Consider the following 20339-nt stretch of genomic DNA (forward strand, 5'->3'; position numbering starts at 1 on the left):
AACATTTGTTTGCTGAGTTTTTTATATCAGTTTTTATCATCTTAGTTATTGATTGTAGTCACACTTCTTACATAAGTGGTTATGATTTTATCCTTGTTTATATGGAGTCGTCATGGGAAAGAATTATATAAAGATTCGAGGTGCAAGTGAGCATAATCTTAAACATATTGATCTTGACATACCAAGGGAAGAACTGGTTGTTATGACAGGTCTTTCGGGATCAGGTAAGTCATCTCTTGCATTTGATACTATTTATGCAGAGGGACAGCGCAGATACATGCAGTCCCTTTCTTCATATGCCAGACAGTTCCTTGGACAGATGGAAAAGCCCAAGGTGGATATGATAGAGGGACTCAGTCCTGCCATATCTATAGATCAGAAGTCTACAAACAGGAATCCTCGTTCGACTGTAGGTACAGTTACTGAGATATATGACTATATGAGACTTTTGTATGCCCGTGCAGGTATTCCCCACTGCCCGAATTGCGGTAAGGAGATACGACGTCAGACTGTTGATGAGATTGTAGATCAGTTGCTTCTTATGAATGAAGGAACGCGAATACAGCTGCTTGCGCCTATAGTAAAGGGCAAGAAGGGTATGCATGAGAAGGTCCTGGACAGTGCCAGACGTTCAGGATATGTACGTGTACGTATTGATGGGAATATGTATGAGCTTTCCGAAGAGATCAAGCTTGAAAAGAACATACGTCACAATATCGAGATAGTGGTAGATCGTCTGGTTATTCGTGAGGGTATAGAAAAGCGTCTTGCAGATTCTATCGAGCAGGTCATGCAGCTCAGTGACGGTCAGCTTACTGTTGACATTATAGGTGGCGATCCGGTCAATTTTTCAACCAGCTTTGCCTGTCCCGATTGTGGCATTTCGATAGAAGAGATAGAGCCGAGAAGCTTTTCGTTTAACAATCCTTTCGGTGCATGTCCGGAGTGCTCAGGAATAGGTTATAAGATGGAATTTGACGTTGCACTCATGATTCCTGATGAAACTCTTAGTATCAATGATGGAGCTATCTCAGTTATGGGGTGGATGAACTCAAAGGATGAGGGAAGTTACACTCACGCTATGCTTAAGTCGCTTTCCGAAGCATATGATTTCAGTCTGGACACTCCCTTCAATGAGCTTAGTGATGAGGCGAGAGATGTTATTATCAATGGAACTAAAGGACAGAAGGTAACGGTATACTATGAGTCACAGTTCGGAAAAGGAAATGTTCATCATGTAGAGTTTGAAGGTCTTCTTGCCAATGTAAACCGTCGTTACAGAGAATGCTTTTCAGATAAGATGAAGGCTGAATATGAACAGTTTATGCGTATTACACCTTGTGTCAGCTGCCATGGGGCAAGATTAAAGCCTTCAAGTCTTGCAGTGACTATAGGTGACCTTAATATTTATGAAGCCACTACACTATCAGTAGAAAAGTTCTATAACTGGATAGAATCACTTGAACTAACACCTATGCAGCATAAAATTGGAGATGAGATAGTAAAGGAGATAAGAAACCGTATCAAATTTATGCTGGATGTAGGACTTGATTATCTTACACTGGCCCGTGCTGCAGGAACACTGTCCGGAGGTGAAGCTCAGAGAATACGACTTGCTACACAGATAGGTTCCGGACTCGTAGGTGTTGCCTATATATTGGATGAACCTAGTATAGGTCTTCATCAGAGAGACAACGACAGACTTATAGCTACACTTAAGCGTCTCAGGGATCTTGGTAATTCGGTACTTGTGGTAGAACATGATGAGGATACTATGAGAGCAGCTGACTATATCGTTGATATAGGTCCGGGAGCAGGATCACTTGGAGGTGAAGTAGTCGCAACAGGTAATGTGGATGAAATCATGGAAAATCCTCGAAGTATCACAGGTCAGTACCTTAGCGGTAAATTGAAGATAGCTGTTCCGAAGACCAGACGTAAGCCTAACGGATGGATAAAGGTAGTGGGAGCGGAGGAAAACAATCTTAAGAATGTCGATGTGAAGTTCCCATTGGGAGTATTTACCTGTGTGACCGGAGTATCAGGGTCGGGTAAATCATCGCTTGTTAATGAAATACTGTATAAGTCTCTGGCTAAACAGCTAAACAGGGCAAGAACCATCGCCGGCAAGCATAAAAAGATAGAAGGGATGGATCAGCTTGATAAAATCATAGCTATAGATCAGTCACCTATCGGGCGAACTCCGCGATCTAATCCTGCAACATATACTGGTGTGTTTGATCTTATTCGCGACCTTTTCGCGGGAACAACCGATGCAAAGGCTCATGGCTACAGTAAAGGACGTTTCTCGTTTAATGTCAAAGGTGGAAGATGTGAGGCTTGTCAGGGAGATGGAATCGTAAAGATAGAGATGAACTTCCTTCCGGATGTATATGTGCCCTGTGAAGTTTGTAACGGGAAGAGGTTCAACAGAGAAACGCTGGATGTAAAGTACAAGGATAAGAACATTTATGATGTACTGGAGATGACGGTTGAAGAGGCACTTGAATTCTTCAAAAACGTGCCTACTATAACCCGTAAGATACAAACGCTTTATGATGTCGGACTTGGTTATGTGAAGCTTGGTCAGCCAAGTACAGAGTTAAGTGGAGGAGAGGCACAACGTATAAAACTTGCTACAGAGCTCAGTCGTCGCCCGACAGGAAAGACGATTTATGTTTTGGACGAGCCAACTACAGGACTTCATTTTGCTGATGTACATAAGCTTGTAGTGATGCTGGATAAACTTGCTGAAACTGGTAATACAGTCATCGTTATAGAACATAACCTGGATGTTATCAAGTGTGCAGACTATATCATTGATATGGGTCCTGAAGGAGGAGACAAGGGAGGCGTGGTTATCGCTCAGGGAACTCCTGAAGAGGTGGCAAAGGTAAAGGAATCATATACAGGCTATTATATTAAGAGATATCTGAAGAAGTAACGGATTTATATGAAGACCAAAATAGGAGGGAGTGATCTCCCTCCTATAGTTTTAAGTATAGTTGTTATTGTCTTCAGCGATGTTACGCTTGGGACTGTTATAACCGATATGTTTTAGTCCGAGAGGCTTAGGTGTATTTCTTCTGTCATTTTCCTGAGCACCCTTATAAAGCTCAGACTTATAGATTTCTGCACGTATGTTATCAATAAGTTCAAGCAGGTTTCTGTCGGTTTTAGTCATTGTAGCAGTATCAATATTGCCGTTATATATTGCATTGGCATCCATCTTAAGCGCATGCATCAATATAACCAGCTGACTGTTGTTTGGATGTTTGCCGCTGAGATTATTCTCAAACTGCGATATCATAACAGATGGAATACCAGTGATATCAGAAAGATCCTGCTGTGTATATCCAAGCTCAAGTCGACGTCTTGCAATATTCTTTCCTACGATTTTCCAATCAAATCTATAACTGAGGTTGTTATATATAGGATCTTCTGTGTAAGTTTGTTTATGTTTAGCTCGTCTCTTTATGATTCCCATAGTCAATCTCCTTTTATGTAGGAAATTGTAATAGTAAAAGTAAAGATTAAACATTCCTATATTAGTTTACATATATACCGATTAGTTAAAGTTAAGATAATTTTATTTATAAACAAAGTTAAAGAAAACGTGTCTATATTTACTGAAACAGTATACATGTTCGAAACATAGATTATATTGCGTACAAAATATATATTTCCGGAAAATATCATCGTCAAGGTCAATATAAAAAGGCGGAAACCTCTAGGGATTTAGTCATCCTTTGAGGCGTTCCGCCAATTTTTATAAAATGGACCAGACGGGAGTCGAACCCGTGTCCGAAAACGAATTCCCTCTCCTTCTACTATCATAGTACACTTCTAAGATTCCCCATCATAACTAAGATGTGTACGTCTTGTTAAGACCGGTATCCTCTGATACGCCCTTTAGGAGGAGGAACTCCTAAAGTCGTTTCTCACATAGATGAGGCCAGGTTCTCAAAGTGTGAGTGCAATGAGGCTGACCACGCAGCGCTTAGGCTGCGTATGCGTAACTTGTATCGTTAGCGTTTATATTTAGGTTTGAAGTTTAACGCAACTGTCTTTCGGATAGCTTCTAAAGCTGCATCGTCCCCGTCGAAACCGGTACTAGCCCTTATTCCTAGATATAATAACGGATAGATAAGGTTTTGTAAATAAACTCATAGTTTAATTACTATATTTTTGGGTGTTTATTATTTTGTGCAATTATATTAGAGATAAAAATAACCTATATTTAATTATAATATAATATGCTTTTATAAATAGTTTACAAAGTTGTAAGAAGTGAACGTTTTAATAAGACTTCTAAAATTCAATGTGTTAGAATCAATAGTGTTTTCGAACAGAGAGTATGCATTGTTTTAATTGCCAAACTACCAATGCATATCAGTACCATCTCTCAAAACAAGGAGGCTAATTTTTATATGGAAAAGTTTTTCAAACTTAAGGAACACGGTACCAATGTAAAGACCGAAGTTATCGCAGGTATCACAACATTTTTGACCATGGCGTATATACTTGCGGTTAATCCTAATATCCTCGGATCAGTAATGGATAGGAGCGGTGTATTTGTTGCAACAGCTATCGCATCAGCTTTGGCAACATTTATTATGGCATTCTTTGCAAATTATCCTATAGCTCTTTCAGCCGGTCTTGGACTTAATGCATACTTTGCATACACTGTATGTCTCGGAGAACTTCAGGGTGAAGAAAATCCATTCACTATAGCACTTACAGCAGTATTGGTTGAAGGTCTTATTTTTATCATTCTTTCTATTTTTAAGGCAAGAGAACAGATGATTAACGGAATACCACAGAATCTTAAAAATGGTATTTCAGCCGGTATCGGACTTTTCGTAGCATATATTGGTCTTCAGGGCGCAAGTATCATCACTTTCACAGCAGGTGACAGTGGTGTTAGCATTGGACTTGGAAGCTTTGCAAAGCCTGAAGTTGCTCTTGCACTTATCGGTTTCCTTCTCATCATTGTTCTTGTGAATTACAATGTAAAGGGTGCTGTACTGATTGGTATTCTTTCTACATGGATACTTGGTATAGTTGCTGAGATGACAGGATGGTACAAGGTTGATATAGATGCAGGTGTATACAGTCTGTTACCAAACTTCTCACAGGGCTTACAGCTTGGTGGAATCGCAAATACAGCATTTAAGTTCAACTTTGGATGGGTAGCAACTCATTTTGTTCAGTTTGTAGCTATTGTTTTCTCATTCCTCTATGTAGACCTTTTCGATACTGTTGGAACAGTAGTTGGTGTAGCTGATAAGGCGGGTCTTCTTGATAAGGATGGTAAACTTCCACGTGTCGGTAAGGTTCTTATGGCAGATGCAGTCGGAACAGTTGCAGGCGCTTGTCTTGGTACATCAACCGTAACATCATTTGTAGAGTCTTCTGCAGGTGTAGCTGCGGGCGGAAGAACAGGACTTACAGCGTTTACTACAGGTTGCATGTTCCTTATTTCAATACTTCTTTCACCTATTTTCCTTGCTATTCCGGGATTCGCTACAGCTCCTGCACTTCTTTATGTAGGTATGCTTATGGTATCATCAGCAAAGAAGATAACATTTGACGGCGATATCGCGGATACAGTTGGTGCATATATGGCTATGCTTATGATGCCTCTTTCATATTCAATTGCTACAGGTATCATGTTCGCAATCCTTGCCTGGGTTATCATCAAGACATTTGAAGGTAAGTCAAAGGACGTTAGCCCTATCATGTGGGTAGTGTTTGTTCTTTTCTGTCTGAGAATAGTTACTCTCATTACCAATTTCCAGTAAGATAAATGGGTGATCATGCTTGATAAAGCATGTCGATATTATACTGACATTAGGTGATAATGTTTCTACTAAGACATTATCATGAATATCAAGGCCCCGAAGATAAGTACATAAGTGTACTGCTTCGGGGTTTGATTTATAATATGGTGTAAATACTAAATGAATTTGCCATGCACGGAGTAAGTGTAAAGAATCGGTTTGTGTTTGACAGGTCTTAGATTAGACTATTTATTCTTTTAGCAGAAAACCAAGGAATTAAATCAAATAATTATGTTATATGCATATTGATTTATTTTCGCTTTTTTTATAAATTGATTTAAAGTATCATATTGTATTAATGATTTGGAGGAAAAATGGCAAAAGAACTTGTTGTGGTACTGGACTTCGGTGGTCAGTACAACCAGTTGATTGCAAGACGAGTACGTGATCTCGGTGTTTATGCCGAAGTTTACGCTTCATCCATCGGTCTTGACAAGATCAAAGAGTTAAATCCAAAGGGTATTATCTTTACAGGCGGACCTCAGTCTGTATATAAGGAGGAGTCCCAGCATATTGACCCTGCTATTTTCGATATGGGTATACCTATTCTTGGTATCTGCTACGGTGCGCAGCTTATCGCTTATGAGTTGGGCGGTACAGTAAAGACAGCACCCGTTTCTGAGTATGGTCGTACTGATGTAATCATTGACAGACAGGATTCGGTTCTTGCAGGTACATCTGATAACACAATCATGTGGATGTCTCACACAGATTACATAGCAGAGGTTCCAAAGGGATTTGAAATCATTGCACATACAGCCAACTGTCCCGTTGCGGGTATGGAGGATGCTGAGCGTAAGATATACGCTGTTCAGTTCCATCCCGAGGTACAGCATTCCGTTGAAGGCAGCAAGTTATTCCATAATTTCCTTTATAATGTCTGCGGCTGTACAGGAGACTGGAAGATGGAAACATTTGTCCAGGACAAGATCGAAGAGATTCGCAAGACTGTTGGAGACGGCAAGGTACTTCTTGCACTTAGCGGAGGGGTTGATTCTTCTGTAGCGGCATCTCTTATGGCAAAGGCTATCGGAAAGCAGCTTACCTGCGTATTTGTTGATCACGGTCTTCTTCGAAAGAATGAGGGAGATGAGGTCGAGGCTATCTTTGGAGACAAGGGGCAGTATGATCTCAACTTTATCCGTGTAAATGCAGGTCCTGAGTATTTTGAGAAGCTTCAGGGAGTTGAAGAGCCTGAGAAGAAGCGTAAGATCATCGGTGAGCAGTTCATCAGAGTTTTTGAGCGTGAAGCAAAGAAGATTGGTGCTGTAGACTTCCTTTGCCAGGGAACTATCTACCCTGATGTTGTAGAGTCAGGTCTCGGAAAGAGTGCAGTTATTAAATCACATCACAATGTTGGAGGACTTCCGGAGAAGGTGGAATTTAAGGCAATTATAGAGCCGTTACGTCTTCTCTTTAAGGATGAGGTTCGTAGGGTTGGTTTACAACTTGGGCTTCCTGAGTATCTTGTGTATCGTCAGCCATTCCCGGGTCCGGGACTTGGTGTCAGAATCATCGGTGAAGTTACTCCTGAGAAGGTACGTATCGTTCAGGATGCCGATGCCATATACCGTGAGGAGATTGCAATTGCCGGTCTAGACAGAAAGATCAGTCAGTACTTTGCAGCACTTACTAATGTTCGTTCCGTAGGTGTTATGGGCGACTTCAGAACTTATGATTACGCCGTTGTTCTTCGCGCAGTTGAGACAGATGATTTCATGACTGCTGAAGTAACAAACATTCCGTTTGAAGTACTTGAGAAGTGCATGAACAGAATCGTAAATGAGGTTAAGGGAGTAAACAGAGTATTCTATGACCTTACAAGTAAACCGCCAGGGACGATAGAGCTCGAGTAATTAAAGGATCTTGAAAACCTCAGTATCTATGCGGGGTTTAAGGACTTTAATTAACGATTTGATAACAAAATGATAACACTGTGATAATTTGCACTATTCATTGAATATTGCAGGTGGTTTACATGTGTTGATCCAATAAGACTTAAAAAGGTCTTGTTATGCTAATGAAAATTTAGCATAGCAAGGCCTTTTTCTTTTGTCTATTTCCTGCCACTGGATCGAACCGGAAACAGAAGATTCGCTCCCATACTTGTCCATCATGAAAGAATGGAAAAGCACATCATTGAGGATGAAGAAGAATCGAGAGCATATATCGACCAGCTTTGGGCAGAAATATTTGTAAACGCGCTGTGTAAACGGGCTTTCAAATATTCCGGTGAAGATGCACTCGATTCCTTTGAGGCAATCATCTAATCAAGGTATCAGATCAATACCGAGTACTCAAGGAAATCGTAGCCCTCCGCAGGAGTCCACCGGAAGGTCTAAGCTCCGCTTTAGCAGGAGCTATGTAAAGGTCCACCGGACCTGAAGCAACCCTCGGAGAGCGCCTGAGTTTTGATACAAAGTGACAAAACTAATAAGGCGTTACTCTTGGAAAGAGTAACAGAACCCGGCAGAAACGCTGGCCCTAAACATTGAAAGAAAACAACAATGAAAGCGAGGTGAGGAACAGTGGCAAAGACATTATCATTTGTAAAAGGCAAAGGAAGTCTCCGACACAATAACAGAGATTTTGTGGCAAGCAACATCAATAAATCTCGACTAGAGTGGAACAGATATTATATCCAGCAACCATTGAAAGAAGCCGTTCCATTCCGGAGTATAAACAGGCCATGCGAGAGAAAAATCTGCCGAGGCAGAGATAGAGATACTTAAATCTGAGAAGATTGAAATAGCCGAAGCTATCGCTGGCATGGATTCGGAGCTGGAATCCGGCAAGAAGGAGATGATAGCGGATAATGATCGAAAACAAACGAAAGTTAAGAGCATAAGCGAAAGGAAACGGGATATCGCAATCTAAAAACTAACATAAAATAGCGTGGTCATCTGCAGAGTCAAGTGACCACGGTTTTTATATACTCTTACAATAGTGTAAAGGACATGACGAGATAATCTATTCACTATGGATGTGCGTTTAATAGCACATTCCTTTTGCTATTCTGTTTATATCCAATATTTTCCATAAATAGATCAGAGAAGAACAAACAAGAGTAGGTATTTGAACGATTAGTTTGATATTGATGGTTAAGGATTCAAATGATGATTAAACAAGAGATTGAAGTTGAAATAGATTTAGTAAATTTTGATATGTACATGGAGTATTTAAGCATTGAAGCTGAAATGACTAGCATGCATGAGAAAGCTAATGAAATCTGTGTAGAATCCATGCATTCAGCTTTATTTGATGAAAAATACCAAATGGCATACAAATTAGCAAAAAAACTGGAAGAAAGTAGTGTATTTACAAATCGAGGCGAAATAGAAGAATGCTATAAGATATGTGCGGAGCATGGAATACTGGAAGCTCTAATTTATCAAATGGAAAAATACGTTGCTGTAGATAAAGAAGAAGTAAAGCCTGAAGCCTTTCCTTATCTTTATCAGCTTGCCAGATTGGGGTACACAAAGAGTTTTAGATGGTAGGCGGATTGTTACAGTCAAGGCATTGGATGTGATCGGGATTTATATAAGTCAGAATGCTTATATCTGGAAGGGATGATTTTTGACTGTGATGAATATTGCCGTAAGACCTATGCTAATCTGAATCCGGAAATAGAGGAGTATTCTGGTGAAGACCCATTAATGCTTGCTATAAAGACCATTGTCTGTAGCATAAACGAAGAAAAAGTAGATTATAAACGTACAGAGATTGCAAAGCTCATTTTGGAAGGAAAACTTAAAGAGTATATGCCTGAATCAGCAATCGCAATATTAAAGAGCACAGACCTTACCTACAATGGAATAACGGAATATCTGACGGGACAATGCGTATTATATGGAATCGGCACCAAAAAGGAGCCGCTTGTGGCGGAATATATACTTAAAGAAGCGGTTAATTGTCTTGAGTATGAACTAAAGCATTGGGACGATTTTATGTCGGTCAATAATCGCATAAGACGGTATGCTTTTAAAAAGGATTTTTATATCTATGCACTTGATAGCGCTAAAATCTTTCTGAATCAGGCGATAATAAATATAACAAAGCTGGATACTGGGTATATAGATAGGGTTTATAACGGAATACTGGATGATTTGACAATCCAAATAGCATTTAATGAATGGAGTAAAACTAAACCACTTTTCATTAAGAGAGCAGTGAACTACCTGAGAAATGAAACTTCCCATGAATAGACGAATTATAAAGAAAAAGAATCAGCCGATATTGCCTAGAGGTAAATGTGCTAAAAAACGCACATTAGATCGTGGTATAAAGAAAATACGTACCACGAAATATTATCAAGCCGAGGAAAGCAATATGTACGGTACCGGAACAAAGAAGATGTTAAACATGCTTATACTGGATATTCTGAGGGAATACTCTGACAGTGACCACAGACTAATACAGCAGGATATCATAGATCTGTTGAAAACAAACTATGGTATGGACTGCGAAAGAAGAGCGATAAAAAACAATATCGTTTCTCTCATAGAAATGGGATATGACATAGCTGCTGAGAAAGGATATTTCCTTAAAACGAGGGAATATACGGATGCAGAGCTAAGGATCCTAATAGACAGTATTTTTACTTCAGGAGCCATAACCGATAAAGAGGCTCATTCTCTTGTAAAGAAGCTTGAAAAGCATTCAAACAAGTACTTCAAGTCCCATGTAGCGCATATACATTGTACGTCCAGCGGAAAAAATGCAGAAAATGATAATGTCATGACTTCGATAGCAGTGATAGATACTGCGATTTCAAAAGGCAAAAAGATTAGTTTTTCTTATCTCCAATATGGAATCGACTTTAAGCTGCATCCAAAGCGGGATATCAAGTACGTTGTTAACCCATATCAGATGATCAGTAACAAAGGGAAGTATTATCTTCTGGGTAACTACGATGAACATGACGGGATATCTCATTACAGACTGGATCGTATAGCTAATGTTGAGATACTTGATGATAATCGGAAACCTATGAAAAAAGTCAAAGGACTGGAGAACGGCCTTGATATTTCGAAGTATATTGCGGAGCGTGTTTATATGTACTCTGGGGAAAGTGAGCATATAAGATTACGGACCAATGAGAAGCTTATGGATGCACTTATAGACAGTTTCGGTAAAACATTCCGGGTAGAGCTTGGTGAGGGCAGTGATATCTATGTAGACCTAAAGTGCAATCCGGAGGCATTTTTCTATTGGGCGATGCAGTTCGGGCAGAATATAGAGGTCCTGGAGCCGGAAAGCATGAGATCCCGAATAAAGCAGGCATCACTAAGTGTTTACAAGAAATATAAGGACTAGAACCCGGCATAAAGTAAGAGAAAGAGTGTAGAAGGATGATTAAAGTAATACCACACAGGGGAATGAGACAGATCGGCGGAGTATGCACGGAAGTCGCCACAGATGAAGCAAGGATACTTTTTGATTTTGGTTCACCTCTAGAAGATGAGGGCGACCAGAATCCTTTGAGTATTGAAGGAATAACAAAAGGTGAAGTCGATTGTGACGCAATATTCCTGACACACTATCATGGTGACCATGTGGGGGAAATACCGAGTATAAAAGCCGGGATACCTGTGTATATGCAAAAAACAGCAAGGAAACTGCTTCTCGCACAGCAACAGCATATGCAATGCCATGGTCAGGAGGTCTGGGCTGACAGTGCAAGGGATCTTGAATATGGTGTCCCTGTAATCATAAAAGATCTGAAGATCACGCCGATTGAGTCCGATCATTCTGCGATAGATTCTCTAATGTTCTTAATTGAAGGTCATGGCAAGAGGATCCTCATTACCGGGGATTACAGAATGCACGGTTATCATGCTGAAAGAATGGAAAAGACCTTCAGGGAAATGGGACATATCGATCTCATGATCACAGAAGGGACAAATCTCACCAATGACTATAAAGGCATTTATAAGAATGAAAAGGATGTCGAGAATAGATTTCAAGAGTTAAAGCAGAAGTACAAGTACGTCTTTCTGTTTACGTCATCCTCAAATATAGACAGGATTTCAGCTTTCTCAAGACAGGTTCCTTATGGCCAGTATGTCATCACCGATGATTATCAGAAGAGAATTCTGGAAATAGCTGATGAAGAGAGGGCGTATGAGTATAAGTCACATAAGGTATTGTACTATAGCGATTACCTTAAAGACAAAATGGAAAACTGCGGATTTGGAATGGTTGTAAGAACCGGTGACAAGTTCTACCAGATTGTTAAGAAATATTTTGACGAGTACCCAGATGATACGATTCTTATCTATTCCATGTGGAGCGGTTACAGGACGTTACCGGGAGTTAAGAAGATTCTTGATATTGCAAAAAATCAGGAGACTATTCATGTTTCGGGGCATATTACAAAAGAGGATTTAGAGAAAGTATTAAATATTATTAGACCGGATAAGCTTATTATTCATCATACATCTGTAAAATATGATGAGGAAAGAGCGCTTACAATACCAGATGACACGGTGCTTTTGCCAATAGAAGATAGCGTAATTGTAGAATTATGAAAATCGGAGGGTTGCAATGTTCAGTTTTAAAGATAAGGATGACATTAACCATAAAACTGCTGAAGAGGATAACCTACAACAAATTGCAGAAATATGTAAAGAAGCTTTTGAATCCGATAATCCGAATTACATATTAAAGAAAAGGCTGCGTAATAAGTGGGAAGAAGGAAAGGAACATATTGATACGCATGAGTTTTGCGGGAAGTGTGAAACGGATACACTCACTGAAAAACGCATATGCCGCTGCATGAATTACTATGATGAGAATTCTCAAATATGTAGTGAGGAATATTGTAAGCTGAAATTGAAATGGAAAAATGTTGGTGAAATTACAGTTTCTGATTATGAAAAACCCACAAAAAATGTAATGGAAAAGGTTGGTGGCATGGACCTGATTCTCAATAATCACTATGCTGTTGAAGTTAAACCGTACTATAGTAATGAGACATTAAGTAGGATGTTCTCTGAGATACTTACATATACTGTTGACTGCGATGGAAAGTATGAACCTGGAATTGCCATGTTTAAATATAATCACGATACAGAGACTGAAAGCTATCAGTGGAAAACATTTAAAAGAATAAAAGGGAAAGAGTACTTAAAAGAGATTACGAAGCATGTAAAGGTGTTTTTTATTGATTATAAAGTAAATGGCAACATCGCTGAGTACAAAATAGAGTTATATAATGGACCACAACCAGTTAAGTAGATGTTTATACTGTTAAGTACTTTAGGTAAGAATAATGGATAATCGAGGAATAAGTAAACCATTTTGTGAAGCATTTTTAGAAAAGGGAGCTTTAAGTCCCTTTCTAGCCAAGGTAAAAGAAAAAAATAGTGGACTACAGTTGCGATTTAGAGGAAACAATACTCCGGAAGCTGTTACCATTTATTATAATAATCATATCGTATGGAAAATATCCAGATATGCACGTGGATATAAGATCGAAGTTAGTGCCAATCATGTTAAAGGGGTGCAAAGAAAAGATTTATTAGATCAATTGCAGCAAGAACCACTTGGCTTTATTACTAAAAGTGAGCATGCGAAGTCGTATCCCTATGTGGTTAAGAATTCTTTTGATGACTACTTTGTTAATAGTACTTACAACATAATGGTAGACGCAATAAAAGAGTATTTCGGTGCCAGGAACTATCGTGAGAAGAGAATTCAACAAGAATTGTTTGAAACTTTAACCGAATCTCAGGATGGATTATATGTTTATGACTTGGAATTTAAGCAGAAAAATAATAATCTCGAAAACGAACCAGACATGCTTGCTGTCAGATATTCTGAAGGAAAACCTCAATCTATCGTATTTGTTGAGGTGAAATCCAAATGGAAGTCATGCGAAGATGAAACAAGTGGCCTAACAAAACATTTAGATGGAATGAATCATTATATAAAGAACAGTCCATATTTAAATAATAGAAAACAAGAGGCTCACGACATTATTTCAGCTTACAAAGGTTTGAAACTACACAATCCTCCAAAGAATGTTCCTGATCCTGAAGATCTTAATAAATTTGAGATGATGATTATACTTACTGATACAGCTATAGATTATTATAATGAACATGATATTATTATCCAGAAATATATACAAGAGAAACACTACAACTGCAAAATAACGGAATGGAATAATGCAAAAACATTAAATCTGTTGTTTGAAAATTAATGCTTCAAAGAACAGTTGGTGGAAGATTATAGGCGATGTGCTAAAAATAGCACATCGCTTTTTATATTATGTACTAAAGAATAAAGAATTTACAGAAAGGGCAAGCTATGAAGGACTATTTAGAGAAAAGCGTAGATGACATAACTGGATTCCGAGATGTCGATAAGATGATTTCAGGATTGCCTAACGGCAATTTGATAGTTGTTGGCGGAAGACCTAGTATGGGTAAGACTACGTTTGCTTTATGTGTGGCAAAAAATATGGCCTTAGTCAAAAGAAAGAAAGTAATATATTTTTCGTTAGAAATGTCTAGAGAAATGTTCGTAAAAAGACTTATTGCCAGTAAATTAGAAATTAATTTACAAGACTTTATAGCCGGAAGGATAAACGATAACCATTGGGATGATTTATGTAGCAATGCCACGGTATTAGCTAATTCAGGACTTATACTTAATGATACTCCAGGGATATTGGTTGATGATATTTATAAAATATGCCTTCAGTTGAAAGAAAAGAAAGGTATTGACCTGGTTATAGTGGATTATCTTCAGCTTATATCTGCACCTCATGAATTAAATAGTAGTAGACAAAAACAACTTGAGTATATTTTCATAAAACTTAAACTTTTAGCTTTTGAAATGAAAAAACCAGTAATAGTTATTTCACAATTATCAAGAGCTCCTGAGACAAGAGAAGACAAACACCCGGTGATGTCAGATTTCAGGGAAACAATAATAGGTAGAAAAGCAGATACTGTCATGATTATGTATAGAGAAGATTATTACAATAAAGAATCTATATTTCATAATCTGACTGAAATAATGTTTCTAAAACGAGGAACCGGAGGAAATGGAAAGGTGTGTTTGGAATGGGATTCCCGAAAAAATGAATTCAAGGACTATGAAGGTACAAGATCTTCAGATACAGAATAGAATCCGTTTTCAGTAAAGGATTATAGAGTGATAAACGGTATCATGAGAAGCTATCTCTTAATTAATCGATTAGTCTTAAAGGAGAACCTTTATGAAATTACGTAAAGTTGAAGATCTAAATAATCTAACAATTAATGAATCCTATGTGGTATTAGATATCGAAACCACAGGGTTTAACCCTGAAAAAGATAAGATAATTGATATCAGCGCTATCAAAATTGTAAATGGCAAAAGGATTGACCATTTTTCGACTTTAGTAAATCCAGGGATAGTAATTCCAAGAAAAATAACAAATCTGACTTCGATTACCAATGAAATGGTAATAGATGCTCCTCCCTGTGAAGAAGTAATTCGAAAATTCATGGCATTCTGTAAGGGATCTGTTCTAGTATCACATCATACTGAATTTAGTATGAGTTTTTTAAAACAAGCGGGAAAAGATTTGGATTTAGATGTAGATATTTCATATATTGATACACTGACAATGTCCAGAGAATTGTTACCCGAATTAGAAAAATACGGGCTTGATAAAGTGGCAAGCGCGCTGAATATTTCGTACGAAAGTGACAGAACCATTGATTGTGCTGAATACACGGTACAAGTATTTCTTAAACTATTGAAAATGTATGATGGTGAGCAGGATTGTCATTAATATAAGGAGAAACATTGTATGAGGATTAAGATAGAGAACCAAGTTAATATCGAAAAGGAAAATGTCGCAGAGATTCAAGAAGTGAATAATAATGGTAAAAGAGAAGAAACACTGAATGTTGACAAGATAATACAAGATTGGGAGATGATTCTTAAGGATATCAAAAAAGATCACAATCTCCTTTGTGTCTCATTTGATACATGGCTTAAGCCTTTAAAAATATACGACTTAGCTGATAATGAATTATTGGTACTAGTACCGGAACAAGGATATATCAAAATTTTAGATAAAAAATTTTCATCGATTCTGAAAGATGCTATAGAGAAACGTTACAAGATCCCCATAGATATACGTTTTATTACAAATGATTATTTAGAGAAAATAACCGTAGCTGTAAATAATAAAACAAACATAAATTCAATGTATTGCTTTGATAATTTTGTAGTATGTGACGGTAATATGTTTGCATACTTAACTGCAAAAGAAGTCGCAACAGGAGATAGAAGATTCAACCCATTATGTATTGTTGGTCCGGACGGGAATGGAAAAACACATCTTTTGCAGGCTATAGGTAATGCAATCAGTGAGACAGATCCAAATAAGAAGGTTATTTATTGTACCTCAGAATCCTTTATCAATGAATTCATAATTTCCATAAAACAAGGCTCTTCCCAAAATTTTAGAAAAAAATATAGAAGTGTTGATGTATTGTTGTTAGATGATATTCCTTTCTTTGCAGGAATGGAGGGTTCAGAAGGAGAATTTGCTCATCTTTTTGATGAACTGGATAGAATGAATAAGCAGATAGTATTATCTACCGATAAGGCTCCTAAAGATATAGAGGAAATGGATGAGCATATACGTAATTTTATCAATTCAGGTTTAGTTATTGAAATATATGCTCCAGATAAGGACATGAAAGAAAACATTATAAGAACAAAGGCTCGCGAAGCTGGGATTTTTTTACGGGATGATGTCATTGATTATATTGCTTCCAATTGTAATTCAAATGTTAGCGAGATTGAAGGATCGATTAAAAGCTTAGTTGCTTATTCGGAACTATCAAAATATATGATTTCACTAGATACTGCAAAAGATGTACTCAAATCCATCGTTTCTGAAAAAAATAATAAAGAAAAATGATAATGTATTCAAATAAGGCTCTGAAGAGCTTAAGTAACTAAAAGAAGTGGAAAGAATATGAATATCCTTAATATACATGGTTACGCCGGATCACCTGAAAACACTAATTATTCAATCTTACAAGATGCGGGATACACAGTGATCAGTTTTTCAATAGACTATGATAATTGTTCCGCTACTGACGTTGAAGATTTTCTTTTGGCAGCTGCAAGAGTATATCGAGTGGATATGATAGTTGCTACTTCCTATGGTAGCTACTTCGCAAATATCATATCAGGGAAATACAATTTGCCATTTATAGCGACTAATCCGTGTGTAAATCCCTCTATAAGTCTGAGAAATCTGACTCCGGATTATTGTTTTAGAGAAGCGAAGTATTTCAAGAGCAGGAACCGGGAATATATGAAGAATTGGGAAACCGGTATCTTTATTCTTGGGAATGCGGATGAAGTTATAGATCATTCCATCACGAAGGGAGTGGTTGGAAAGGCTAAAATATATGAGGTATCTGGCACACATCGACTTCGTAGAGAATCCTACGAGATATTGTTACTTAAAGAAATAGAGTCGCTTATGAAGGAAGGATAGAAGGTTTTATGCGAGGTGTATTTTGTCTGATAGATGAAGAACTTCTTGCAGTACCTTATGATGATAGTTCAAGTGTTGGTATCGTTAAGTCCGGTAATAACTACAATCATAAGCTTCTGTGGGGGCATGTTAAACCAAGAAAATGTAGTAAACCCTATAATTATTATCCCAGGGGCAGAGTTGAGCTTAACAATAAGGGTGAACCTGTCATTTTCATGAATCCAAATATTTCCGAGGAATATATTCCAGAGATCATGAATTTATTTGGACTTAAAGATGTTCCGAAGGTACATTATGACTGTAGTGAACATTACATATGCGGTTTTGACTAAAAGAAAAAGATACGGCTATAAGTCAAAAAAAGTCAAAGAAAAATAATGGTTTAAAGTGAGCAATGTGCTAAAAAAGGCACATTGCTTTTTCTATTATGTGATTGTAAAGAGACGTGATGAACTTAATAAATGGAAAGACTGAAAGGATATGAATCAAATGAAAGATTACTTTGATGAGATCGTAGGATATGAAGACATAAAGAGGGAATTAAGACTTATAAGTGATATGCTCAACAATCCGGACATTTATGAGAAACTCGGAGCAGGTATTAACGAAGGTATGATCCTCTGTGGGAAACCTGGAACTGGAAAAACAACAATGGCTGAATGTCTGATTAAGTCACTGAACAGAACGGTATTTGTATGTAGAAAGAAGGCGTCAGATGGAAAGTTTGTAAAAACTATTACCGACACTTTTGAGGAAGCTAAAAGGAATGTCCCATCGGTCATACTGCTTGATGATATGGATAAGTTTTCTGATCAGTACGATCCGGAATGCGAATCAGCGATAGACGCCGAGGAACTGGTTACTGTGCAATCATGTATAGATGAAATTAAGGGAATGGACATCTTTGTTATCGCAACAGTAAATAATATTAGGAAAATCCCCGATTCATTGATACGACCGGGAAGGCTCGGAAAACTTATAAGAGTTCGGAAACCAAAATATGAAGAAATCATTGATATCATTAAGCATTATCTTGCAAAAAAAGCACTGACAAACGGAATAGATGAGATTGATATTGCCAGAATGCTTATAGGCGAATCCTGTGCGACGATGGAAAGTGTCATAAATAGTGCAGCTATGAAAGCGGCCTTCAATCGACAGAATAACATTGAAATGCATAATATCATAGATGCATGCTTGGACGTAATCTTTGAAGCACCCGAAAAAAGTGCATTATTGTCAGAAAATACCAGAAAAAAGATTGCCTATCATGAGGCTGGTCACGCTGTCATCTCGGAAGTATTAGATCCCGGTAGCGTAAGTATTATATCTATCAGAGAAACTAATGATGGGAATTATGGTTTTGTAAGGTATTATCGATCCGATGAGAAAGAAGATTTCAGTTTAGAGTATAACGAAAACATATTGAAATCGTCTCTGGGCGGCAGGGCTGCAACTGAATTGATATATGGCGAAACAGATATGGGTTCAAATTCTGATTTGCACAACGCTTTTTCTAACGCACGCTGTCTTGTTGACAATAATTGTATTTATGGATTTCAGAACTGGATAGAAGATATGAACCCTGATTTTGTAGCTGAAAACAGAAACCGGGCCATGGCTATTCTCATGGAGAAGAATTACATGGAAGCTAAACGAATACTTGCAAATAATCGCGATTTGCTCGAAAAGCTAAAAGATGAATTATTAGCAAAGACAACGTTGGTGTATTCCGATATCAGAAGAATATGTCATAGTTAATCAAGGAATATGAGCGTAAATATATCTGACCGGAATTAATGTTTTTACTTCTCTCATAATATTATCAAGGCATCTACTTTAACACATTCATAAAAATGCATGATTTCTCTTGCTCAGATCCCGATGATATGATAAATAAAGAATTAGGAGACAGAACGAGATATTTTAAAGAAACAGAGGAAGGAGTGGAAGCCGTGTGTAAAGTAATGGAAGATATGCGAACTGAAAAAGCTCGTGAGACAAGAATTGATGACATACAGAAAATGATGATAAAGCTTAAAATGACGGTGGATCAGGCTATGGATGTACTCGACATTCCTGCTTCTGAGAGATCTATCTACATTGACAAGATATGTGCTAAATAATTATGTCCTGGTGGCTATAGCTTTTGAACACATTATAACTGTGTTTTAACCGGAGAGTTCCTGCCGTTTAAGTGGAAGCTTTAACAACACTGGAAGCATCTTAGCGGATGCTTCCGTTTCTTTAGAGCTAAAAAGCTTAAATATATGGGTGAGTGATAACACTTCCCTGATAACAATTTGATAACATTAGCAGATACAGTCTATACTTTTAGGACAATTGGAGCTGAAAGAAGTCAAATCGTATCAAATTCCCTAAACAAATCTGTTTAAGATTACGGATTATCTAGGGAGCTCGAATAATTTCAAAGTGGATGAAAACCTTGGTATTTCAAGGTTTTCATCCACTTTTTGGTTTCAGTGACAACCAAATGACAACCAATTAAAAAATGGAATTATTCATCCGAATAATTCCACGCTTTTTATCATTTATATTCTTTGCCTATTCAGGCAGTTTTTCTCTCAAAATGACAACCGGATAATCAGGAGACAAATTAATACAAACAAGTTACAGAGAAGACTTTCTAGGCCGTTTTGATGGCTTGTTATCTGATTTACCTTCTGGCATCAGACTGTAATTTATTCTGTGTAAACCTAAAGAAGGATATAATCCTCTTGGATTGATGTTAGAATTAATATTAATCCAGGAGGATATTTTTATGGCACGTAGAAGAAAAATGGATCCCGAAAGAAAAGCTTTCATCACAAGTCTGCTTGAGCACTATCAGCCTAAGGATGCTCAGGACATACAGGATATGCTCAAAGACCTTTTAGGCGATACTCTTCAGGGGATGCTTGAAGCTGAGATGGACGACCATCTTGGATATTCTAAGTATGATTATAAAAATA

The 20339-nt window shown here is 37.7% G+C and carries 17 protein-coding genes, 1 other RNA gene and 2 pseudogenes; 18 read left to right on the plus strand and 2 right to left on the minus strand.

Annotated features, from left to right (window positions below; translation table 11 throughout):
- Positions 1-112 precede the first annotated feature (112 nt).
- On the plus strand, positions 113-2944 hold the full coding sequence (uvrA, locus tag BM294_RS09930) for an excinuclease ABC subunit UvrA (protein ID WP_091207640.1): 2832 nt from the start codon (positions 113-115) through the stop codon (positions 2942-2944).
- Between the two features lie 51 nt (positions 2945-2995).
- Here the strand turns inward: uvrA and BM294_RS09935 are convergent, their stop codons facing one another.
- The gene (locus tag BM294_RS09935; protein WP_175494628.1) at positions 2996-3487 is read right to left on the minus strand and encodes a helix-turn-helix domain-containing protein; all 492 of its coding nucleotides are present in this window, start codon (positions 3485-3487) and stop codon (positions 2996-2998) included.
- A gap of 287 nt (positions 3488-3774) precedes the next feature.
- Positions 3775-4120, minus strand: a transfer-messenger RNA (tmRNA) gene (gene ssrA / locus BM294_RS09940).
- 310 nt (positions 4121-4430) lie between these two features.
- Here ssrA and BM294_RS09945 point away from each other — a divergent pair.
- From BM294_RS09945 to BM294_RS10020, 17 genes and pseudogenes are all read left to right on the plus strand, one after another.
- A complete protein-coding gene (locus BM294_RS09945; RefSeq protein WP_091207644.1) occupies positions 4431-5804 on the plus strand; it encodes an NCS2 family permease in 1374 nt (457 codons plus the stop codon).
- A gap of 353 nt (positions 5805-6157) precedes the next feature.
- Positions 6158-7699: a glutamine-hydrolyzing GMP synthase gene (guaA, locus tag BM294_RS09950; protein WP_091207647.1), complete on the plus strand. Its 1542-nt coding sequence runs from the start codon at positions 6158-6160 to the stop codon at positions 7697-7699.
- 204 nt (positions 7700-7903) lie between these two features.
- Positions 7904-8032, plus strand: a pseudogene (locus tag BM294_RS16290) (VapE domain-containing protein); the annotation flags it as partial.
- A 924-nt stretch (positions 8033-8956) separates the two neighbouring features.
- Positions 8957-9343: a hypothetical protein gene (locus BM294_RS09955; protein ID WP_139225871.1), complete on the plus strand. Its 387-nt coding sequence runs from the start codon at positions 8957-8959 to the stop codon at positions 9341-9343.
- 72 nt (positions 9344-9415) lie between these two features.
- On the plus strand, positions 9416-10051 hold the full coding sequence (locus tag BM294_RS09960; protein WP_091207651.1) for a hypothetical protein: 636 nt from the start codon (positions 9416-9418) through the stop codon (positions 10049-10051).
- Positions 10044-11162, plus strand: a complete 1119-nt coding sequence (locus BM294_RS09965) for a helix-turn-helix transcriptional regulator (protein WP_242944503.1) — start codon at positions 10044-10046, stop codon at positions 11160-11162. The genes BM294_RS09960 and BM294_RS09965 overlap by 8 nt, the downstream gene beginning before the upstream one ends.
- 35 nt (positions 11163-11197) lie before the next feature.
- Positions 11198-12376, plus strand: coding sequence for an MBL fold metallo-hydrolase (locus BM294_RS09970; RefSeq protein WP_091207655.1), 1179 nt, complete (start codon positions 11198-11200; stop codon positions 12374-12376).
- A gap of 16 nt (positions 12377-12392) precedes the next feature.
- Positions 12393-13085 carry a hypothetical protein gene (locus tag BM294_RS09975; RefSeq protein WP_091207657.1) on the plus strand — a complete coding sequence of 231 codons (693 nt, stop codon included), beginning with the start codon at positions 12393-12395 and terminating at the stop codon, positions 13083-13085.
- A 34-nt stretch (positions 13086-13119) separates the two neighbouring features.
- Positions 13120-14052, plus strand: a complete 933-nt coding sequence (locus BM294_RS09980; protein WP_091207660.1) for a hypothetical protein — start codon at positions 13120-13122, stop codon at positions 14050-14052.
- Positions 14053-14159: 107 nt separating this feature from the next.
- Positions 14160-14984: a DnaB-like helicase C-terminal domain-containing protein gene (locus BM294_RS09985; RefSeq protein WP_091207663.1), complete on the plus strand. Its 825-nt coding sequence runs from the start codon at positions 14160-14162 to the stop codon at positions 14982-14984.
- A gap of 91 nt (positions 14985-15075) precedes the next feature.
- Positions 15076-15636, plus strand: coding sequence for a 3'-5' exonuclease (locus BM294_RS09990; RefSeq protein ID WP_091207666.1), 561 nt, complete (start codon positions 15076-15078; stop codon positions 15634-15636).
- Positions 15637-15654: 18 nt separating this feature from the next.
- A complete protein-coding gene (locus tag BM294_RS09995) occupies positions 15655-16779 on the plus strand; it encodes a DnaA ATPase domain-containing protein (protein WP_091207669.1) in 1125 nt (374 codons plus the stop codon).
- Positions 16780-16836: 57 nt separating this feature from the next.
- Positions 16837-17367 carry a YqiA/YcfP family alpha/beta fold hydrolase gene (locus BM294_RS10000; protein ID WP_091207671.1) on the plus strand — a complete coding sequence of 177 codons (531 nt, stop codon included), beginning with the start codon at positions 16837-16839 and terminating at the stop codon, positions 17365-17367.
- Positions 17368-17375: 8 nt separating this feature from the next.
- Positions 17376-17699: a hypothetical protein gene (locus BM294_RS10005; protein ID WP_091207674.1), complete on the plus strand. Its 324-nt coding sequence runs from the start codon at positions 17376-17378 to the stop codon at positions 17697-17699.
- A 157-nt stretch (positions 17700-17856) separates the two neighbouring features.
- Positions 17857-19128, plus strand: a complete 1272-nt coding sequence (locus tag BM294_RS10010) for an AAA family ATPase (protein WP_091207677.1) — start codon at positions 17857-17859, stop codon at positions 19126-19128.
- Between the two features lie 128 nt (positions 19129-19256).
- Positions 19257-19493, plus strand: a complete 237-nt coding sequence (locus BM294_RS10015; protein ID WP_139225872.1) for a hypothetical protein — start codon at positions 19257-19259, stop codon at positions 19491-19493.
- A 656-nt stretch (positions 19494-20149) separates the two neighbouring features.
- A pseudogene (locus BM294_RS10020) lies at positions 20150-20339 on the plus strand (IS256 family transposase); the annotation flags it as partial.

Origin of the sequence: Oribacterium sp. WCC10, assembly GCF_900113415.1 — a bacterium.
Lineage (GTDB): Bacteria > Bacillota > Clostridia > Lachnospirales > Lachnospiraceae > Oribacterium.